We start from the raw sequence: 17,502 nt of genomic DNA, 5'->3' as shown, positions 1-17,502 counted from the left end.
AACCTTACACCCCTGTATATCTTACATTATAATTATTTTGTAAAATACTAATTCGTTTATCTTTTGACGGGTATCCTAACTCACAAAATCCTTTAGCCAATGACCCATCTTGTTCAGATATGTTATCGATATAATAACAATGAATTTCGCCACATCCAATCGTAGCCATATACTGGTCTGAAAGATATACATCACGTTTTACAACCGATTTTACAAACATTAAAAAGAAACTTATTAATGCAACTATTAATATTATAGAACCATAAAATAGAATAGCTCCCTCTTTTGCTTCTGAACTTCCTGACCAAAATGAGTTTCTGCTGTCTCCATAATTTTTTTTAAAGCCTCCAAATAGTGTTGTTATTAATAAAATTAGTAAAACAAAAATTAAAATAAAATTTGAACCAACTAGAACAGGTAAAAGATTTGGAGCCATATTATGGATTCGATGGAGCTCAAACATAATTTTTGGTTCTAAAAAATATGGATTTTCCAGTAAACTATCAGTAACGATAATTTTGTTCATTCCTATAGCGTAAGCAGCAGGAACATCATTATGAATCATGCGAATTTCAATATTATCCGGTAAGTTTAAACCTTTTTGACGCGCCTTTTGAATAATCTCATTGACAGGCTGTTGAACTTTTTCTTGATAATCACTTCTTTCTATCCTCTTCGCTCCAATAATCCAACAAATTAATGATTGACCGGTATTTGATAATAAAAATACTGTAAATAATACAAATATTAGACCACCTAGTCCAAGAGAGTTGATTGATTCAAAAAATATTACTATAGCGAAATAAATTATAATTCCCCATCTTTGCGTATCAAAACAGTGTTTTAGATATCTAAATAAACTATTATTTTTAAATGTAGAGTATAAAACATTGTCATTTGTCTGTTTTGAAGCTTTTTTACAATTCATGCATCTTTCATCATTAACAGAATTCTTTGCTCCGCATGAACTACAAAAAGTATAATCATTACTGAACTCTTGTTTATCTTGTACATCTTCAACTCTTTGAGATAAATCTTCATCACTTCTCGTTTGAGAGTCAAATTGTGTAGATTCAAAAGAATTATCTATTTTTTCTGATTCTGTAATTTCTCCTTCCTGAAATCCAGCTTGAATCTCTTCTTCTGTTGGTACACGGTCATTAATTTCTGTAAATATTTCAATCCATTGCTCTTTATCCATCGTATACTCCTATTTTTATTATTAAATTAAAAGGCTGAAGTAGATTACCTTAAAAGGTTCTATTTCCTCCAGCCTATAAATATATTTATAGATTGCTCTTAATATTACTCACTTTTTCTCCGCAATTTTATTCCAAATAATCCCATGAACATAGCTCCTAAGCCAATCAAGAACAAACTATTCTCTGAACCTGTATTTGGTAAAGTTGTATTAACACCATATCTAGGTTTATTTCCAACATAGATATAAGCTGGATTACTTAGAGCAGTTCTAAGTTTGTCTGTTAGCAGTTTATGTTCTATATTCTCTACTTTAGAATCATGTCTATGATTCAATGATTCTTGAGGTTTATTATATGCCTTCTGATAAGCAAGTAGAACAGCCTCATACTGAGCTTTGGCATCCAATTGGTTTTGGAGGAGAGCGTTTAGTTTCGCTTGTTCTGCTTCAAGAGTTTGAAGAGCTAGGCGGTGAGCCTCAAAAGCTTTTTCATACTCATCTTTTGCAACTTCGTAGTTTTCAGAAGCGTGGATGAGGCTATCAAGAAGACCTTCCATCTCTTTGATGCTGTCTTCGATTTTAGCAATCTCTGCACGAACAGCTTCTTCTTGAGCTTTCAAGTCGTCTAGCTGAGCTTGAATAGTTGCTAGAACTTTTTCCTCTTCGGCTTGTTTTGCTTTGAGTGCTTCAAGAGCTTTTTCTTCTTGTGCAAGTTCAGCTTGCGCATTGTCCAAAGCTTCTTGTTTAGTCTTCACATCAGCAGTTAGATTTTTAACTGCCAATTTAGCATCTGACAAGCGTTTTTCTGCAAGTGCTTCAGCTTCAAGAGCTTGGTCATAAGCTTTTTGAGCATCAGGAGTTAAGTCCTTAGTTGCCTCCAACTCTGCAATCACTTTGCGAGTAGCTGTAAGCTCATCCTCAGCTTTTTGATAAGTAGCTTGTGCTACTTCCAATTCAGCTTGTGTCGCTTTCGCAAGAGCTTCAGCTTCTTCAAGCTTTTGAATAGCATCTGCCAAAGCTTGGCGTTTTTCTTGCAATCCTGCGTTCAGGTTCTTAACGGCTGTTTCTGCATTTTTCAAGCGAGTTTGAGCAGCCTTGTACTCTACTGTTGCTTGGTCAAATTTGGCTTGTGCTTCAGGTGTCAAATCCTTAATTGCAAGGAGTGAAGCAAGAGCGTTTTGGATGTTTGAAAGCGTGCTTGTTGCTTTAACGTGTGCTTTTTCTGCGTTAGCTTTCTTAGTTTGAGCAGTATCGTTAGCTTTTTCAGCGTCTTTCAAAATTTGAACGGCATCTGCCAAAGCTTGGCGTTTCACTGCAAGGTCAGCGTTTAGGTTGTTGACGGCAGTTTTCGCATTTTCCAAACGAGTTTTAGCTGTATTGTAGGCTAGTTCTGCTTGGTCAAATGTAGCTTGAGCTTCAGGAGTCAACTCTTTAATCGCATTTGCTTTATAAAGAGCATCTTTTGCGGCATCAAGTGCTTTAGAAGCATTGTTCTTAACAGAAGTTGCTTCTTTGAGAGTAGCTTGTGCATCCTTGTCAGTTTGTTCCGCTTGGCGCAATTCTGACTTAGCTGTGTTGAGAGCATCACTATTTGTGTTGATCTCGTTATTAAGGTCAGTCAAAGCTTTCTCAGCAGTTGCAAGTCGTTTTTCAGCGGCTTGATGTTCTGCTTTAGCAGTATCAAACTTAGCTTGAGCATCAGGAGTTAAATCCTTAATCGCTTTGGTACGCTTAATAGCATCCTTAATGCTGTTTAGTTTATTAACAGCGTTGTAGTGTGCAGTAGTTGCTTTTTCAAGACTTTCTTGTGCAACTTTATTTGCGACAGTTGCTTTAGATAAAGCTTTTTCTGCCTGTTCGTGAGTTGCACGTTTAGTTTCAATTTCTTTTGTAAGATTTTTATAAGCAGTGCTTGCGTTTGTATTGCGCAATTCAGCTCGGCTTAATTCTGACTTAGCAGTATTAAGAACACGCTCTGCATTAGGAGTCAAATCTTGTGTATTCAACAAGGTGTTGAGACGACTTGTAGTTGTTTCAAGTTCAGATTTTGCAGTAGCATCTGCATCTTTAGCAGCACTTAAACGACGTTGGGCGTTGTTGTGAGTGGCAAGGGCAGAAGTTTGAGTTCTCTTAGCTTGCGCCAAGTCTTCTTCCATCTTGCTGGTGTCAAATGGAGTTGGAAGTGGTTTGGCAATACCGTTTTGGTAATATTCATCCACATAAGTTTCTGTTTTTTGACCTGTTTCTGGGTCTCGTTCGATGATAATACGAGCGTTTTTCCCTGCAAATTTAACGAAGTGCATCCGACCTGTGTTATCTTTCGTGTAGCTAATGTTACCACCAACTGCACTTTGAATGGTTGGCTGAACACGCCCCACCATTCCTTTCATGTGCCCAAAATTAGCATGAATATCATTTGTCATAAACGCAAGAACCGAATCATAAACCTCACGGTAAAGTTGAGACATGGTTGCTTTATGAGTTTTTTCAGTATCAGGAGCTTTTTCTAAAGGAGAAGTGCTACTCAATGTGTTTGTGTAGTTCATTACTTCGCCATTATATTTAACAGCTTCTACTCCGTGGTTGTTTAAAGCTGTGTGGCTATGTCCGCTGTTGTAAGGTTTGTTTTCATTGGCATAGTTCTTGGCAATGTTTTTAATTCCTTGAACAGACTCTTTAGTAACGATGAAGTTATGTGTTCCCCAAATTTGGTCTTGGAGGTTATTTGCAAGAAGAGCGTAATAATGACTTAGAGCTTGAATTTGCTCATCTGTTGGATTATCAAGATTTACAACTGTGTCGTCAATTGGTAGGACAATATTTTTGTTTGTCCAACCTTTAAATACAGTTGTTTTTAAGCTGTCAGACCATCCGAATTGACGACTTCCAAAATCGTATTTGCCACCCTTGTACCATGCTTGAATAGCGTTATTCAAGGCGTGTTTGTTTGCTTCACTAGCATCACTCAAGTAAGTTTTGTATGCCGCAATAACATTTTGTGGCAATTGAGGAATGGTCAGGTTCTTAATGGCAGCGATTTGTTTCTCAAGAGTATCAACAGCTTTATCCGCTTCATTCTTCGCATTTTCAGCGTTTTCAGCGGCAGTTGTTGCGTCAAGCAATTCTTGAGCAGTTGTGCGCTTGGTATCTTCTTGTTGACCTTTGAGAGTGCGTAACTCTTGGATGTCAGAACGTTTTTGAGCATCTGTGTTTTTTGCATCTTTTAACTTGCGTTCAGCATCCTCTTTTTTGGTTTGCTTAGTTGCTAAATCAGTCTCAGCATCGTCACGTTCGTTTGTAACACCTTCCAAGCGACTTTCTGATGAAGCAAGGCTATCTTTTGCCTCTTTTTCATCTGCGGTAGCGTTTTGAAGATTAGTTGAAGCGAGGTTTGCGCCACCTTGAGCTTTTGTTTCAGCTCTTTTAGTTTTAGCTTCTTCATCTTCAGCTTGAGTTTTAGCTTCATCCAACAAACGAAGTTGTTCAGCTTTTTCAGCATCTTTGCCTTTTGCGCGTTCCAAGTTTGTAGTAGCATTTGTAAGAGCATTTTCTTTGGTTGCTAAGTCAGATTTTGCATTGTTACGCTCATTTGTAACACCAGCTACTTTCCCTTTAGAAGCATCCAAAGCTTCTTGAGCTGTTTTTTCAGCCTTTTTCTTATTCTTCAACTCGTCAGAAGCTTGGTTTGCGGCAGTTTGAGCATCAGTGAAGGTATCTTCTGCTTGTTTTAGTGTTGCAGTTGCTCCTTTTAGGCTAGTTGTAGCTTCAGCAACTTGTTCTGCTTTTTTCGCATCTGCACGTTTAGCATTGTCCAAGTTTGTAGTAGCATCTTCAAACTCTGATTTTTTAGTTGCTAAGTCAGACTTGGCATTGTTACGCTCATCTAGGATGGCTTTTGTGCCAGTTCCATCAAGAACAGCTTGGGCATTATCCTTGTTTTGTTGGGCTACACCAAGTTTAGAAGAAGTTTCATTTGCTTCGTCAGTCGCATCTTGAAGAGTTTTTGCGGTAGAAGCACTTGTACGTTCTGCATCTGTTTTCGCTTTTTCTAATTCAGCAACATCCTCCGCCTTTTTAGCATCTGCATTTTTAGCATTATCTAAAGTTTTAGTAGCATCCGCAAGAGTCGCTTCTTTAGTAGCTAAATCAGATTGTGCGTTTTTACGCTCATCTAGGATAGCTGTTGTGCCAGTTCCATCAAGAACAGCTTGGGCGTTGTCTCTGTTTTGTTTAGCGGCATTACGTTTAGATGTAGCTTCGTTGTTAGCTTTAGTTGCATTTGAAAGAGCGTCAGTCGCTTGGTCAAAAGCAGTCTTTTGTCCTACTTCAAGCTCTTTTACATCATTCAGTTTGCGAGCTTTTTTTGCATCCGCATCTTGTGATTGTTCAAGAGCTTTCTTAGCATCTTTCACGATAGCTTTTTTAGCTTCTAGGTCTTTCTTAGCATCTTTCTCTTCTTTGATAACCTTGTCAGCGCCAGTTCCATTTAGGACATCTTGAGCGTTCTGAACTTTCTTTTCTGCACCAGCAACCTTTTTAGCTTGATTGTTTGTAGCTTCCGTAGCATCCTTAACAACAGCTTCTTGTGCATTTTTCTTTCCTTGAATCTGATTTTGTTGATTTTTCAAAGAATTAATTTTTTCTGTTTGCGTAGTCACTTCTTTCTTAGAAGCATCAATCGCATTTTTTGTTCCTTCAATCGCTTCAGGAGTTGCAGCCTTTTTCTTTTGTTCAGCTTGTTCAAGAGCTTGTTTAGCACTATCTTCTGCCCCAGCAATTGCAGTTTCTTGTTTCTTAGCTTCTTCAACAACAGGAGTTTGAGCTTCAACAGCTTGGTCAGCTTGTTCTTTAATTGTTTTCGCTTCTTCAACAACAGCTTCAGTTGGAGTTTTGGTCACAAGAGCAGTTCCATTTGAAACTTCAACACCCTTAACTTGAGGGATGGATGTTGTAGGCGAATTTTGTACATGTTTTTCTTCAGCTACTGTATTGTCCGTTGATGTTACATCAACTTGTTCATCTGCTTGTACAGATAGTGTTGAAAAACTTGTTAAAGCAACTCCTGCCGCCAGAGCAAGGGGTATTTTTTTCTTATTATTTTTACTTGTTTTTGAATTCATTTTTGCCCACATAAAATTTGAAGCGTATCTGCCCCAAATCCAAGCCCTTCATATAATATTATAAACGCCCTTATTATACCATTTTTGTTAACTATTGTAAATAAAATAACGTTATAAAAATACTATTGTTTATATAAAAATCAACAAAAAATATATACAATTATTAAAAGGAGAATTTTAGAATGAAAATTGGAGAATTAGTCAGAGAATATCGACTAAGTAAAAAGCTAACTCAGCAAGAGCTTGCCGAAAAAAGTGATCTTAGCTTGCCTTTTATTAATTTAATTGAAAACAATAGAAGAAACTTATCTGTCGATACTCTACTAAAAATTTTATCTGCCATGGATATAGATCCTTCTGATTTTTTTAGACCGCTTTCTGAAACTTCAGATGATAATCTTCAACTTTTAATTGAAAAAATCCAACTCAATAAAAATCGTACTGAAATTATTGATCTTTTTCTCAACATCCTAAATTTAAATGAAGAATAAAAAAAATTTTTTTAAAAATTAATAAAGTAGATAAAAACTTACTTTTTCCTTCAAAACCTTGTCACATCAATAAAATATCGTACTGAAAGTATTAATTTCTTTCTTAACATTCTTGTTCTAAACTAAAAAAATTAAAGTAGGTAAGAACCTACTTTTTTCTTCAAAACCTTGTTACGACGCGTTTTTGAAGCACTCAAAACTGAGTGCTTTTTTTGTTTTTAAAAAAAATTTCCATTTTTTTTTTTTACAGGCGTTTTTGGAAAGATTTATGGCATACTAACCAATATAAGAAAGAAGGAGGTTTAATTTTAAAGAAAGTTACATTTTAGAAGTACATCTTCATTACAGATTTAACAACAAGGAGGAATATACATGGTAAGAAGACCTAAAAGAAATAAACGAGATGGTAAAGTAGTCAAGAGACCTCCCTTGTCTCGTGAAGAAATAGAAGAAAAGGAAAGGCAAAAGGAAGATAGAGAACTTAGGAAGAAAGAATTACTGGAATCACAGAAACAAAACGAAAATTTTATAAAATCTTGTTTCTCAGTTTCCCCAGCTTATTGGGGTATTGATAACTGTGTAGTCTCAATTCTTAGCCCAAAAGTAACCTATGATCCTAACGTTTTTGATGAACAAATATTTAAAGACACAGCATCTATAGATTACAACTCACAAGGAGAATTAATTAAGATCACAATTCAATCAGTAGATTTAGGAAAAGTGACAATTAGCTTAAAAGAAGTAGGTTACAGAAAGAGGTATATTGCAATCCAACTTAACGGTCCTTCTCCTAATTTTCAAACTACAGGCATTGAGGGGATTAAGTTAAGATTAAAAGAGGTATTACATAAATTAGAAAGAGATTATAAGATTAAAACCAAATATAATCCGAATTCTGTTAGGTTTAAGAAAATTGAATTAGCATTCACAATTGCTTTTGATAAATTACCATCTTTACAAACTCGTCAATTATTAATAAGTTCACTTGCGGAAGAAGAAAAGAATATAGATTTAAAAAATCATAGAACAAGTAAAAATACAGATAAGTTTTCGATGGTATCGATTGAGATTAATAAGAAAGAAAAACACATCTTTTATAACAAAATTGAGAAAGCAAAAAAGAACAAACAAGTCCGTAAAACAAATTCATCGTTAAAAAATTTAGAGGTCTTTAGATATGAAATCGAATTAACTAGCAGTAGGATAGCTGAGCAATTATACTCCCATTACTTAGCACAATTAACTGATGAAATGATTATTCAATATTTAGAGATTCTAATATCTGATGGTGTTTTTCGATATATAGAGATAATCATAGATGCAACTATAAAATGTGAAAAGATGTTAAAGAAAATTTATAAGAAATCTAATCCACAATTTTATACAACGGAACTTTTATTATTTATTCATGATCAGTTATCAAATACCACAGTATCAGATTTAATTGATGAAGATATCATTGCATTTCTTCCAATAGGATTTTTAAAAACAAATAAGGGTGAGACTAAAAGAAGAATCCTAAAAAGGTTCCAATACCAAGAAGTAAATACTGGAACAAAACATGAATTAGGAAAAATGACAAGTTGGCTAGTTCTAGAAATAATAAGAGTAATGTTCCATTCACTAGAAGAATCCAAAAAATATGGTTTAGGCACTCGTAGAAAACCTTCAACAACTTTTTATAAAACTTTTCCACTAAAAACATACTCTTTAGAAAAACGAAATAAAATTTTCAATGAAACAATTACAGAAAATACAAAAGAAAAACTTGAAGATAAAATGTTGAAACGAATCTTAAAAAGATTTAGAGATGGAATAAAAATTTAGCAGTTATTTTAATAGCAAATTTATTTTTCAGTGTCAAAAAACGTTGATATATCAAGGAACATTTATAAAAATGTACCGCAACTACTATTCAAATATTTTCAAAAGGATAAGGATATGAAAGTTACTTTAAATAAAAATAAAAAAGAGCTTGTTTCTAAACTTTGGTCGGTGTCAGAAACAAACTCAAAATATACTAGTAATAATATCTATTACCTACTTCTATTATCGCAATAAAATTTAGAAATTTCAAGAGGATTATTAATTATGAAACAAACAATGAACAAAGAAGATTTAATTAAAATGGGTTACAATCCCTATACTGCCATTTCAATTATTAGACAAGCTAAGCAAATTATGGTACAAAAGGGATATGCCTTTTATAATAATCGACGTTTAGGGCATGTCCCAACCGCTGCTGTTGAAGAAATTTTGGGTGTTTCACTTCACAAGGAGGAATAATGCCAAAAAATCAACAGAAAACTAAATTTCCTGGAGTCTATACAGACAAAGACGGTAAATTTTTTATTCAAACCGAATTTGGTAAAGATAGAGTTACGGGGAAACGTATACGAAAGAAATCAAGGGTAGATCAACACGGAAATCCATTTAATTCAGCTGCAGAAGCAAATAAGGAATTAACTCGGCTGAGATATGGATATCAACAATCTCAAGGTTATTCTAACTACCGGATGAAATATCGACAATTTATGGAAGAACATTATATTCCATATTATAGAACAACAGTTGAGCACAGCACATTTTCAGTTCGAGAGAAAAATCTTTTACAGCTTTGTGATCGTTTTGGTGACACTACACTTCGTTCGATTACACTCGAACAAGTCCAGATGTTTCGAACATGGTTACTGACTAGTCAAGATGAGGGTGGTGCCGGATATTCACAAGGATATGCTAGCCTCATCTTTGGCATGTTTAGGAAATCATTGGACTATGCTTTGCAAATGGGATATGTGGAAAAAAACATTTCTAAGCAATCTAATGCAATTCCTAAAGGAAAAAGTAATGTCCCATATTGGACTAAGAGCGAATTTGAAGCTGTTATTTCGCAAATTTACATTGAAGATGTATATGAACATTTAAACTTCGTGATGATTTGGGTATATTTCATGACTGGCGTACGTGTAAATGAAGGTTGTGCCCTTCAATGGAATGATGTTGACTTTGATAAGCAACGCCTACGAGTTCATCATATGCTTATTGTTAAAAACAAAAAAGAATGGACACGTAATTCGTATTCGAAAACTAAAGAAGGGCGAAGGATGATTAGTTTAGATAAAGATACTATTGATGTGTTAAAAAAATGGCGTGAAGCTCAAAAAAAGATTGGACTAGGACACGAGAACGATTTTATCTTTTCATACGATGGCTTACCTATGTTGAAATCTACAATCTCAAGAATTATTAAAAGGTACGCCAAGATTGCTCACGTAAAACCTATCCAAGCAAAGGGTCTCCGCCACAGCCATGCCTCACTGTTAATTAATGAATTAAATGTTTCTGTACTTATTCTATCAAAACGTTTAGGACACTCTTCTCCTGAAGTCACCTTGAAACACTACTCACATCTATGGGATGGTGCTGATGAAGTTATCACTAATGAAATGGTAGGAATTATTAATGTTTCTTTTCCATCTTCTAGCTTAGTACATTTCAACGGGAACCAATCAATTTTAAAATAACATTCCCACCAAAAACCCCACCAAAGAATTACTAACTCCTTAAAAAGCCTATTATATAGCGATTCCCAAGGAGTCTGCAACCGTTGAGTGGGAATAGAATTTTCTATAAAATAATAAATAATACTGCTGGAGCATGGACTACAGTAGTATTATTTTTTATAATTTCAATATTAAGAAAATTTCTCGACTCTCAACACCCCTTTTTAAATCCCTGAAACCATGCTATAATATAGTAAGTATAGATCCAATAACCTAATGATAAAGATTTCTTACATCATCCGTAAGTGTTATTCTACTCTGATTCATATTATAATGAAAGTAACAAAAGATGGAGGTGTTTCACATGGAAACCATTTTACGAGTAGAATCATTAAAAAAGCATTATGGAAAAGATCCGAATATCACCAAAGCCTTGAACGGTATATCTTTTCAAGTTGTCAAAGGTGAATTCTTAGGGATTATGGGGAGCAGTGGTTCTGGGAAAACAACCCTTCTTAACTGTCTCGCTACTATCATCAAACCAACTGACGGCTCCATTCAAATGCAAGAAAAAGATTTAGGTCAGTTAAAAGGGAACCAGTTAGCTGATTATCGTGGCAAGGAAATTGGTTACCTCTTTCAAAATTTTGAGCTTTTGGACAATCTGACAGCCAAAGAAAATATTTTACTCCCCTTGTCTTTGCACAAGGTCGATGCCAACGAAAGCAAGGTTCGATTAGAATTGCTCTCCCAATATCTAGATATTTCTGAACTCCTGGATAAGTTCCCTTCTCAATTATCAGGTGGTCAACGGCAAAGGGTAGCTGCTGCGCGTGCTTTGATTTTAGACCCTAAGATTGTATTTGCAGATGAGCCCACAGGAGCTTTGGATTCAAAAAATGCGACCATTTTGATGCAAAAATTAGCTGAAATGAATCAAGTGGAAGAAACCACCATTCTCATGGTGACACACGATTCAGTCGCAGCCAGCTTTTGCAACCGCATCTTGTTCATCCAAGACGGAAAACTATTCCATGAAATCCGACGCGATTATCCAAGAGAAAGTCAGGAAGATTTTTACCACAGAATACTAAAGGTCATGGCAGCCCTAGCTGGAGGTGATGGCAATGTTTTCTAAATTAGTCTCAAGAAATAGCAAGAGAGATCGAAAAAATAATGGCTTGTACTTCAGTTCCATGGTTCTTTCTATTATCTCCTTTTACATCATCCTTTCTTTGTCACATCAAGATGTGATGATCTTTCTAAAACAAATAGAAAGTGACGCTGTAAATAAACTCTTTAGCATGATTCCGATTCTTTACGTAGCAACGCTCTTTATTCTCTTTTTTCTAGTCTACTTCGCAAGCAGTATGCAGATGGAAAGAAGAAAACATGAATTTGGTGTGTATCTCACATTAGGCATGCGAAGAACCAAACTGTTCTTGCTACTCCTCCTTGAGGATTTGAGAAACAGTGTCCTTGCCCTTGGAGTAGGTCTTCCAATTTCAATCTTGATTTCAGAACTAATCAGCCTAATAACCGCTAAAATTGTGGGACTAGGAATTATTGAGCATCAATTTTCTCTATCTACTACAGCTCTACTCTATACAGTCATCGGCTTCCTAGCCGTAAAATTAGCTGTTTTTGTTCTTTTAAGTGCAAAAACAGCCAATAAGGAAATCGGAAACCTGCTTGCCTATTCACCCTCTGGAATGAAGAAACTACTCCCCAAGGGTGTGTACCTTCTTGCTTCCGTCCTAGGGATTTTACTTCTTGGAACAGCCTATTACATGGGTATGAGTGGACGAGCTTGGGAGAGTGTCATAACCATGGGCATCACTGTTTTCTTGGGGACTCTAGGAACTATCCTCCTCTTCTTTGGTATGCGTTTATTTATAGACTTTTTGGTTAAGCTTGGAAGCAATCGAAAACTTCATGCCTATAATTTTAGACAGATTCAGGAATTAGTTATCCAGCGCTCAACTATACTGGCCATCTGCTCCCTCTTAATCTTCTCTGCCTTGTGCCTCTTTGGAGCAGGTGTTGCTATTTCAAGTGGCAATTTAGGCAATCAAACCCACGTATTGGATTATACATTTAGAAATAGCAAGCAGGATACAGATGAAAATCTTGATGTGAATACAGTTAAAAAAGAGCTTGAAGCTGCTGGACTAGCATCACAGTTTTCAAAGATTCTGCAAATTAAAGTAGGCAAACCGAAAGAACACGAGTCCGTGTCCTTCGAAGAGATCATCAAGGAGTTGAAAAAGCAAAAAGGCAGCAAGAACATGGAAATTTTGCTCCAAAGATTTAAACAGTCTACTACTTCCCACCTCATACCAGTTTCCGAATACAATGAACTTAGAAAGGCTGCCAATCTCCCTCCTCTAGAATTAACTAGCAAGGAAGCCTACTTGTATATGGGGAAAGATTTTCTCCCAGATGAAAGTCTCGTCAACTCTGTTCTGAAGACGAAGCCTCAAATCAACGTCATGGGGAATGAGGTGAAATTGATTGGAGAGGTGGAGTCTTTACCGATTGTAACGGATCGTGAAATCACCCTCTCTGTTGCCCTCATAGTCCCAGATGAAGTCTTTATGAACTATACAGACGGTCACTACTCGAACTATGTCAGCGGTATCTTGGCTCCTGAGCTGGTCAAAGAAAAAGGCTTGATGAGAGCTATCTCAGATACGAATGAAAAGCTAGATCAAACCTCTCTTGGCTATGAAAGCTATATACAAAATATGGGAAGACAATTATTTTACATTATCTCTGCCAGCTATATCACTATCTATCTGGCTATCATCTTCCTTGTTGTGGCAAATACAATCATTGGCGTTCAGTTTTTGATGGGACAAAGACAATCCTACAGACGATACCAAACCTTGATCCATCTCGGAGCCAACTACGAAACTCTTTGTAAATCTTCAGAAAAGCAAATCAATTGGTATTTCGGTCTGCCAATAGCCCTTGCACTTATCAGTAGTAGCTTCGGAGTGGGCTCCCTCCTCACAGGAATAGTACCAGCCAGTGCAAGAATGGTCATGGGGCAGAAATTTATCACAGCCATGCTGATAGTACTGCTCTTAGCAGGTTTTGAAGTCATCTATATCAGAATTGTAAAGAAAAATAGCAACAAATACTTGTTGTCCTTAATGGAACCCAAAAGAGATGAATAAGATAGAATAAAATAGGAAAAGGAGGAACCAATATGAAGCATATCCTGGTTATTGAGGATGAGGCCTTGATTCGAGATGAAATTGTCATCTTGTTAGAGAAAGCGAATTATCAAGTTGATAAGTTGACTGACTTCAAAGATACAAGCCAACAAGTGCTGCAATACGATACGGATCTAATCATACTGGATTTGAATTTACCAGGAGAAACTGGTTTTCAAATTTGTAAAAATCTCAAATCCAAACGCTCTGTGCCCATATTGGTTCTCACCTCCCGTGAACAACTAAAAGATGAGATTTACGCCCTAAAATTAGGGGCTGACGAGTACTTAACAAAACCTTTCAAGAAAGAAAGATTCTTGGCTCGTATAGAAAACATCTTGAAACGCTATGAAGGTAGACAAAATTTGCTTGAAAAAGATAATTTTCTGCTGGATAGACAGACCTATACCCTTTATATCAATGGACACTCGATTTTACTCCCCCAAAATCAAGGGAAATTGTTAGAAACCTTATTGGTTACTAATGCTCCTGTCGTCACAAAAGAAGAACTAAGTATGAAACTGTGGAATACAACTGAGTTCATCGATGAAAATGCCCTACAAGTAAACATTGCAAGGCTAAAAAAGGTGATGAAACAGGCTGGCATTGCCCTTCAAGTCAAGTCCGTCAGAGGTATTGGTTACAAGCTTGAAGAGGTAAGTCCAGATGAAACATAATCTAAAATATCTAGCTAGTTATCTGCCTTGGTTACTTGTTCTCTTAGCATTTGATCTATTTACAGCTGTCCTGCTTTGGCTTTCAGATGTGAGAATGTTTCAAGCCCTCATCCTTCTCTATATTTTAGCCACCGTCCTGCTTTTTTTCATCCTATCATTCTTACTTATAAAAACAGAAAGAAAAAAATCATCTGCCTATAAAGCCTTCATAGCCAATCCCAAGACGGATACTGAGCTTGAATTATTGCATTTATCAAGTGCCTCAGAAAAAGAAAGCATTGAAAAAATAGCAGATACACTTTATCAAAAGCAGGCTGAAATAGGAAAACTCAACTCATTACTAGCCGAGTATGAGGACTATGTTGAAAAATGGGCGCATGAGATTAAACTCCCTCTGTCGCTTCTTTCCCTCCTTTTGGACAATCAAAGCGACCAGTTGCCTGAGGATACAGCTTTTAAGTTGGACTATGTGAAAAAGCAAATCCAAGAAAATGTATCACAGATCCTATTCTACTACAGGGTGAAAAGTGAGAAAAATGATTTTCTATTTGAATACCTTGACCTAGAAGAGTGTATCCAAGATCTTTTGGAAAACTTTGATCCCTTGCTCAAAGAAAAGAAATTTACGATTAAGGTAGAAAACATACAAGGAATCTGCTACACCGATCAACGCAGTTTTGAATTTATCCTCTCTCAAATCCTAGCCAACTCCATTAAATATAGCTCCGACAAACCCGAACTCAATATTTATATATCAAAAGACAAGGGACGTACAAGTCTGATTATTAGGGATAATGGCTGCGGAGTTAAAGCTTGTGACTTACCTCATATCTTTGAGAAAGGTTTTACAGGTGATTCAGGAGAGACAAGGAAAAAATCAACAGGCATGGGCCTATATCTGGTCAAACAATTAGCAGATGCTTTAAAAATCGAAATCACAGTAAAATCCGAATGGATGCAAGGCTTTGAAATCTCTCTTTCTATTTAGTCATTTTTCAATTAAGAAAATTGCCTAATCATAGAAAGCACATATTTTATACCAAAAAGGAAAGCACTTCTGCTTTCCTTTTTTATTTACGTTTTTTCTTCGCTTTTTTCATTTTGTTGGCCATGCGTTTCATAGACTGTTTCATGGCAAATTCGCCGATTTTACCTTTGAGTCCGCCACCAAACATCTGGCTCATATCTGGCATGCCTGCTCCTCCGAGACCTGACATATCCGGCATTCCACCTTGTCCCATCATGCCTTCAAGGGCAGACATATCCATCCCTCCCATATTTGGCATATTTTTTGGAAGATTATTTGGATTGATTCCCATTTGCTTCATCATCTTGTTCATATCCCCAGACATGACACCTTGCATGAGCTGTTTAGCCTGATTAAAGTCCTTGATAAATTTATTGACTTCAACAAAGGTATTTCCAGAACCAGCAGCGATACGACGGCGACGACTAGGATTTAACAAATCAGGATTTTCACGCTCTTCGGGTGTCATGGAAGATACAATGGCACGTTTACGCGCAATCTGACGCTCGTCCACCTTCATGTTTTGAAGTGCTGGATTGTTGGCCATACCTGGAATCATCTTGAGCAAGTCTTCCATTGGTCCCATATTTTGCACCTGATCCAATTGATCAATGAAATCATTGAAATCAAAGGTGTTTTCGCGCATCTTCTCAGCCATTTCAAGAGCTTTTTGCTCATCGTATTCCTGAGAAGCTTTCTCGATCAAGGTCAGCATATCCCCCATACCAAGGATACGGCTTGACATACGGTCTGGGTGGAAGGTTTCAATATCTGTAATTTTTTCACCCGTACCAGTGAACTTGATAGGTTTTCCAGTGATGTGACGAACAGACAAAGCTGCACCACCACGAGTATCCCCATCAATTTTGGTAAGAATAACACCAGTCACTTCTAACTGAGCATTGAATTCACGGGCAACATTAGCCGCTTCCTGACCAATCATGGCATCAATGACGAGCAGGATTTCGTTTGGTTGGGCTAAGGCCTTAACGTCACGAAGCTCGTTCATCAAGAGCTCATCAATCTGCAATCGACCTGCCGTATCAATCAAGACATAATCGTTGTGATTGGCCTGGGCTTGCTCCAAACCTTGGCGAACAATCTCAACAGCTGGCACTTCTGTTCCAAGTGCAAAAACAGGGACATCGATTTGTTGTCCAAGTGTTTTCAACTGATCGATGGCTGCTGGACGATAAATATCTGCCGCAATCATCAAAGGACGAGCATTTTCTTCCTTCTTGAGTTTATTAGCCAGCTTACCAGCAAATGTTGTTTTACCAGCCCCCTGCAAACCAACCATCATGATAATGGTTGGAATTTTAGGTGACTTGATAATCTCTGCCGTATCAGAACCTAAAACAGCTGTCAATTCCTCATCAACGATTTTGATAATCTGTTGGGCTGGATTGAGGGTATCAATGACCTCGTGCCCGACTGCACGTTCACGAACCTTCTTGATAAAGTCCTTTACAACAGGCAAGGCAACGTCGGCTTCCAGCAAGGCCAAACGAATCTCTTTGGTCGCTTCCTGGACATCAGCTTCAGAAATTTTTCCTTTTTTACGTAGATTTTTAAAGACGTTCTGTAAACGTTCTGTTAAACTTTCAAATGCCATTTTTTTCTCCTATGTTTCATTAATTCGGTGGAAAACGTCCAAAATCTTGTAAACAAACAAGTTCTTCTGGAGTGACTTCTTTCATTATCTCATTTGGATATCCCCAACAGCTAAATCCCTCTTGAAGAGCTCGAGATATAGAGTCAGACGAGAGGATTTGTAGCCTTGTGGGAAAAGGAGTCTCAGCAGCTAATAGTTTACAGGGTATACCTTTGTAGATGACTATACTCCCCATACTTATTCTCTATTATCAATACTTGTTAAAATTTCTATCTGCTCCTGCAGAAAGTCATCCTTGGGATAACGCTCTAAGATCTGGTCAAAAATCTGACTGCGGACAATGTAGTCCGAATACATGTGCAATTTCATCTCATAATCTTCTAGAATCTTTTCCGTCCGCTTGATATTGTCGTAGACAGCCTGACGACTGACACCGAACTCTTCAGCAATCTCAGCAAGACTGTAATCATCAGCATAATAGAGTTCAATATAGTTCATCTGCTTGTCTGTCAAAAGCGCCGCATAAAATTCAAAAAGGGCGTTCATACGATTGGTTTTTTCGATTTCCATAACTTTTATTATACCAAAAAAACGATTATACTGCTAGAGTAGAAGCACTTCAAATAGAGTAAGAAGAAGAAAAAAGA

13 protein-coding genes are annotated in these 17,502 nt (G+C 36.7%); 8 read left to right on the top strand and 5 right to left on the bottom strand.

Going from position 1 to position 17,502, the window contains the following annotated elements; all coding sequences use genetic code 11:
• Window positions 1–4: 4 nt before the first annotated feature.
• Together D8844_RS02270 and D8844_RS02265 are read right to left on the bottom strand one after the other, a co-directional pair.
• The gene (locus tag D8844_RS02270; RefSeq protein WP_125421599.1) at window positions 5–1,201 is read right to left on the bottom strand and encodes a hypothetical protein; all 1,197 of its coding nucleotides are present in this window, start codon (window positions 1,199–1,201) and stop codon (window positions 5–7) included.
• A gap of 104 nt (window positions 1,202–1,305) precedes the next feature.
• Complete coding sequence (locus tag D8844_RS02265) at window positions 1,306–6,321, bottom strand: SEC10/PgrA surface exclusion domain-containing protein (protein WP_185757657.1); 5,016 nt, start codon at window positions 6,319–6,321, stop codon at window positions 1,306–1,308.
• A gap of 182 nt (window positions 6,322–6,503) precedes the next feature.
• Between D8844_RS02265 and relB the strand changes: the two genes are divergently transcribed.
• The 8 genes from relB (at window position 6,504) to D8844_RS02225 (ending at window position 15,201) form a co-directional block, all read left to right on the top strand.
• A complete protein-coding gene (gene relB / locus D8844_RS02260) occupies window positions 6,504–6,812 on the top strand; it encodes a type II toxin-antitoxin system RelB family anti-toxin (protein ID WP_125421594.1) in 309 nt (102 codons plus the stop codon).
• A 372-nt stretch (window positions 6,813–7,184) separates the two neighbouring features.
• Window positions 7,185–8,639 carry a hypothetical protein gene (locus D8844_RS02255; RefSeq protein WP_125421589.1) on the top strand — a complete coding sequence of 485 codons (1,455 nt, stop codon included), beginning with the start codon at window positions 7,185–7,187 and terminating at the stop codon, window positions 8,637–8,639.
• 264 nt (window positions 8,640–8,903) lie between these two features.
• On the top strand, window positions 8,904–9,098 hold the full coding sequence (locus D8844_RS02250; protein WP_125421586.1) for a DUF3173 domain-containing protein: 195 nt from the start codon (window positions 8,904–8,906) through the stop codon (window positions 9,096–9,098).
• A complete protein-coding gene (locus D8844_RS02245; RefSeq protein WP_125421583.1) occupies window positions 9,098–10,336 on the top strand; it encodes a tyrosine-type recombinase/integrase in 1,239 nt (412 codons plus the stop codon). Before D8844_RS02250 ends, D8844_RS02245 begins: the two co-directional genes overlap by 1 nt.
• Window positions 10,337–10,679: 343 nt before the next feature.
• Complete coding sequence (locus D8844_RS02240) at window positions 10,680–11,453, top strand: ABC transporter ATP-binding protein (protein WP_049479015.1); 774 nt, start codon at window positions 10,680–10,682, stop codon at window positions 11,451–11,453.
• A complete protein-coding gene (locus D8844_RS02235; protein WP_049479014.1) occupies window positions 11,443–13,497 on the top strand; it encodes an FtsX-like permease family protein in 2,055 nt (684 codons plus the stop codon). The genes D8844_RS02240 and D8844_RS02235 overlap by 11 nt, the downstream gene beginning before the upstream one ends.
• Before the next feature lie 32 nt (window positions 13,498–13,529).
• A complete protein-coding gene (locus D8844_RS02230) occupies window positions 13,530–14,213 on the top strand; it encodes a response regulator transcription factor (RefSeq protein ID WP_049479013.1) in 684 nt (227 codons plus the stop codon).
• Complete coding sequence (locus tag D8844_RS02225) at window positions 14,203–15,201, top strand: sensor histidine kinase (RefSeq protein ID WP_038806155.1); 999 nt, start codon at window positions 14,203–14,205, stop codon at window positions 15,199–15,201. The genes D8844_RS02230 and D8844_RS02225 overlap by 11 nt, the downstream gene beginning before the upstream one ends.
• Before the next feature lie 82 nt (window positions 15,202–15,283).
• On the opposite strand, the gene ffh is transcribed toward D8844_RS02225, so the two are convergent.
• The 3 genes from ffh to D8844_RS02210 are packed head-to-tail and all read right to left on the bottom strand — an operon-like array spanning window position 15,284 to window position 17,425.
• Window positions 15,284–16,855 carry a signal recognition particle protein gene (gene ffh, locus D8844_RS02220; RefSeq protein WP_000863609.1) on the bottom strand — a complete coding sequence of 524 codons (1,572 nt, stop codon included), beginning with the start codon at window positions 16,853–16,855 and terminating at the stop codon, window positions 15,284–15,286.
• A gap of 19 nt (window positions 16,856–16,874) precedes the next feature.
• A complete protein-coding gene (locus tag D8844_RS10570) occupies window positions 16,875–17,090 on the bottom strand; it encodes a hypothetical protein (RefSeq protein WP_042902340.1) in 216 nt (71 codons plus the stop codon).
• 2 nt (window positions 17,091–17,092) lie between these two features.
• Complete coding sequence (locus tag D8844_RS02210; protein WP_000402066.1) at window positions 17,093–17,425, bottom strand: putative DNA-binding protein; 333 nt, start codon at window positions 17,423–17,425, stop codon at window positions 17,093–17,095.
• Window positions 17,426–17,502 lie beyond the last annotated feature (77 nt).

This window comes from Streptococcus oralis (assembly GCF_003942875.1).
Lineage (GTDB): Bacteria > Bacillota > Bacilli > Lactobacillales > Streptococcaceae > Streptococcus > Streptococcus oralis_BX.
The sequence above is the reverse complement of the archived record's forward strand: the minus strand, read 5'-3'. Positions and strand labels throughout refer to the sequence as shown.

Bases quoted from the DNA above. Each gene is read 5' to 3' on its own strand.
- D8844_RS02230 (WP_049479013.1), top strand. From the start codon at position 13,530: ATGAAGCATATCCTGGTTATTGAGGATGAGGCCTTGATTCGAGATGAA.
- D8844_RS02235 (WP_049479014.1), top strand. From the start codon at position 11,443: ATGTTTTCTAAATTAGTCTCAAGAAATAGCAAGAGAGATCGAAAAAAT.
- relB (WP_125421594.1), top strand. From the start codon at position 6,504: ATGAAAATTGGAGAATTAGTCAGAGAATATCGACTAAGTAAAAAGCTA.
- D8844_RS02250 (WP_125421586.1), top strand. From the start codon at position 8,904: ATGAAACAAACAATGAACAAAGAAGATTTAATTAAAATGGGTTACAAT.
- D8844_RS02245 (WP_125421583.1), top strand. From the start codon at position 9,098: ATGCCAAAAAATCAACAGAAAACTAAATTTCCTGGAGTCTATACAGAC.
- D8844_RS02225 (WP_038806155.1), top strand. From the start codon at position 14,203: ATGAAACATAATCTAAAATATCTAGCTAGTTATCTGCCTTGGTTACTT.
- D8844_RS02240 (WP_049479015.1), top strand. From the start codon at position 10,680: ATGGAAACCATTTTACGAGTAGAATCATTAAAAAAGCATTATGGAAAA.
- D8844_RS02210 (WP_000402066.1), bottom strand. From the start codon at position 17,425: ATGGAAATCGAAAAAACCAATCGTATGAACGCCCTTTTTGAATTTTAT.
- D8844_RS10570 (WP_042902340.1), bottom strand. From the start codon at position 17,090: ATGGGGAGTATAGTCATCTACAAAGGTATACCCTGTAAACTATTAGCT.
- D8844_RS02270 (WP_125421599.1), bottom strand. From the start codon at position 1,201: ATGGATAAAGAGCAATGGATTGAAATATTTACAGAAATTAATGACCGT.
- D8844_RS02265 (WP_185757657.1), bottom strand. From the start codon at position 6,321: ATGAATTCAAAAACAAGTAAAAATAATAAGAAAAAAATACCCCTTGCT.
- ffh (WP_000863609.1), bottom strand. From the start codon at position 16,855: ATGGCATTTGAAAGTTTAACAGAACGTTTACAGAACGTCTTTAAAAAT.
- D8844_RS02255 (WP_125421589.1), top strand. From the start codon at position 7,185: ATGGTAAGAAGACCTAAAAGAAATAAACGAGATGGTAAAGTAGTCAAG.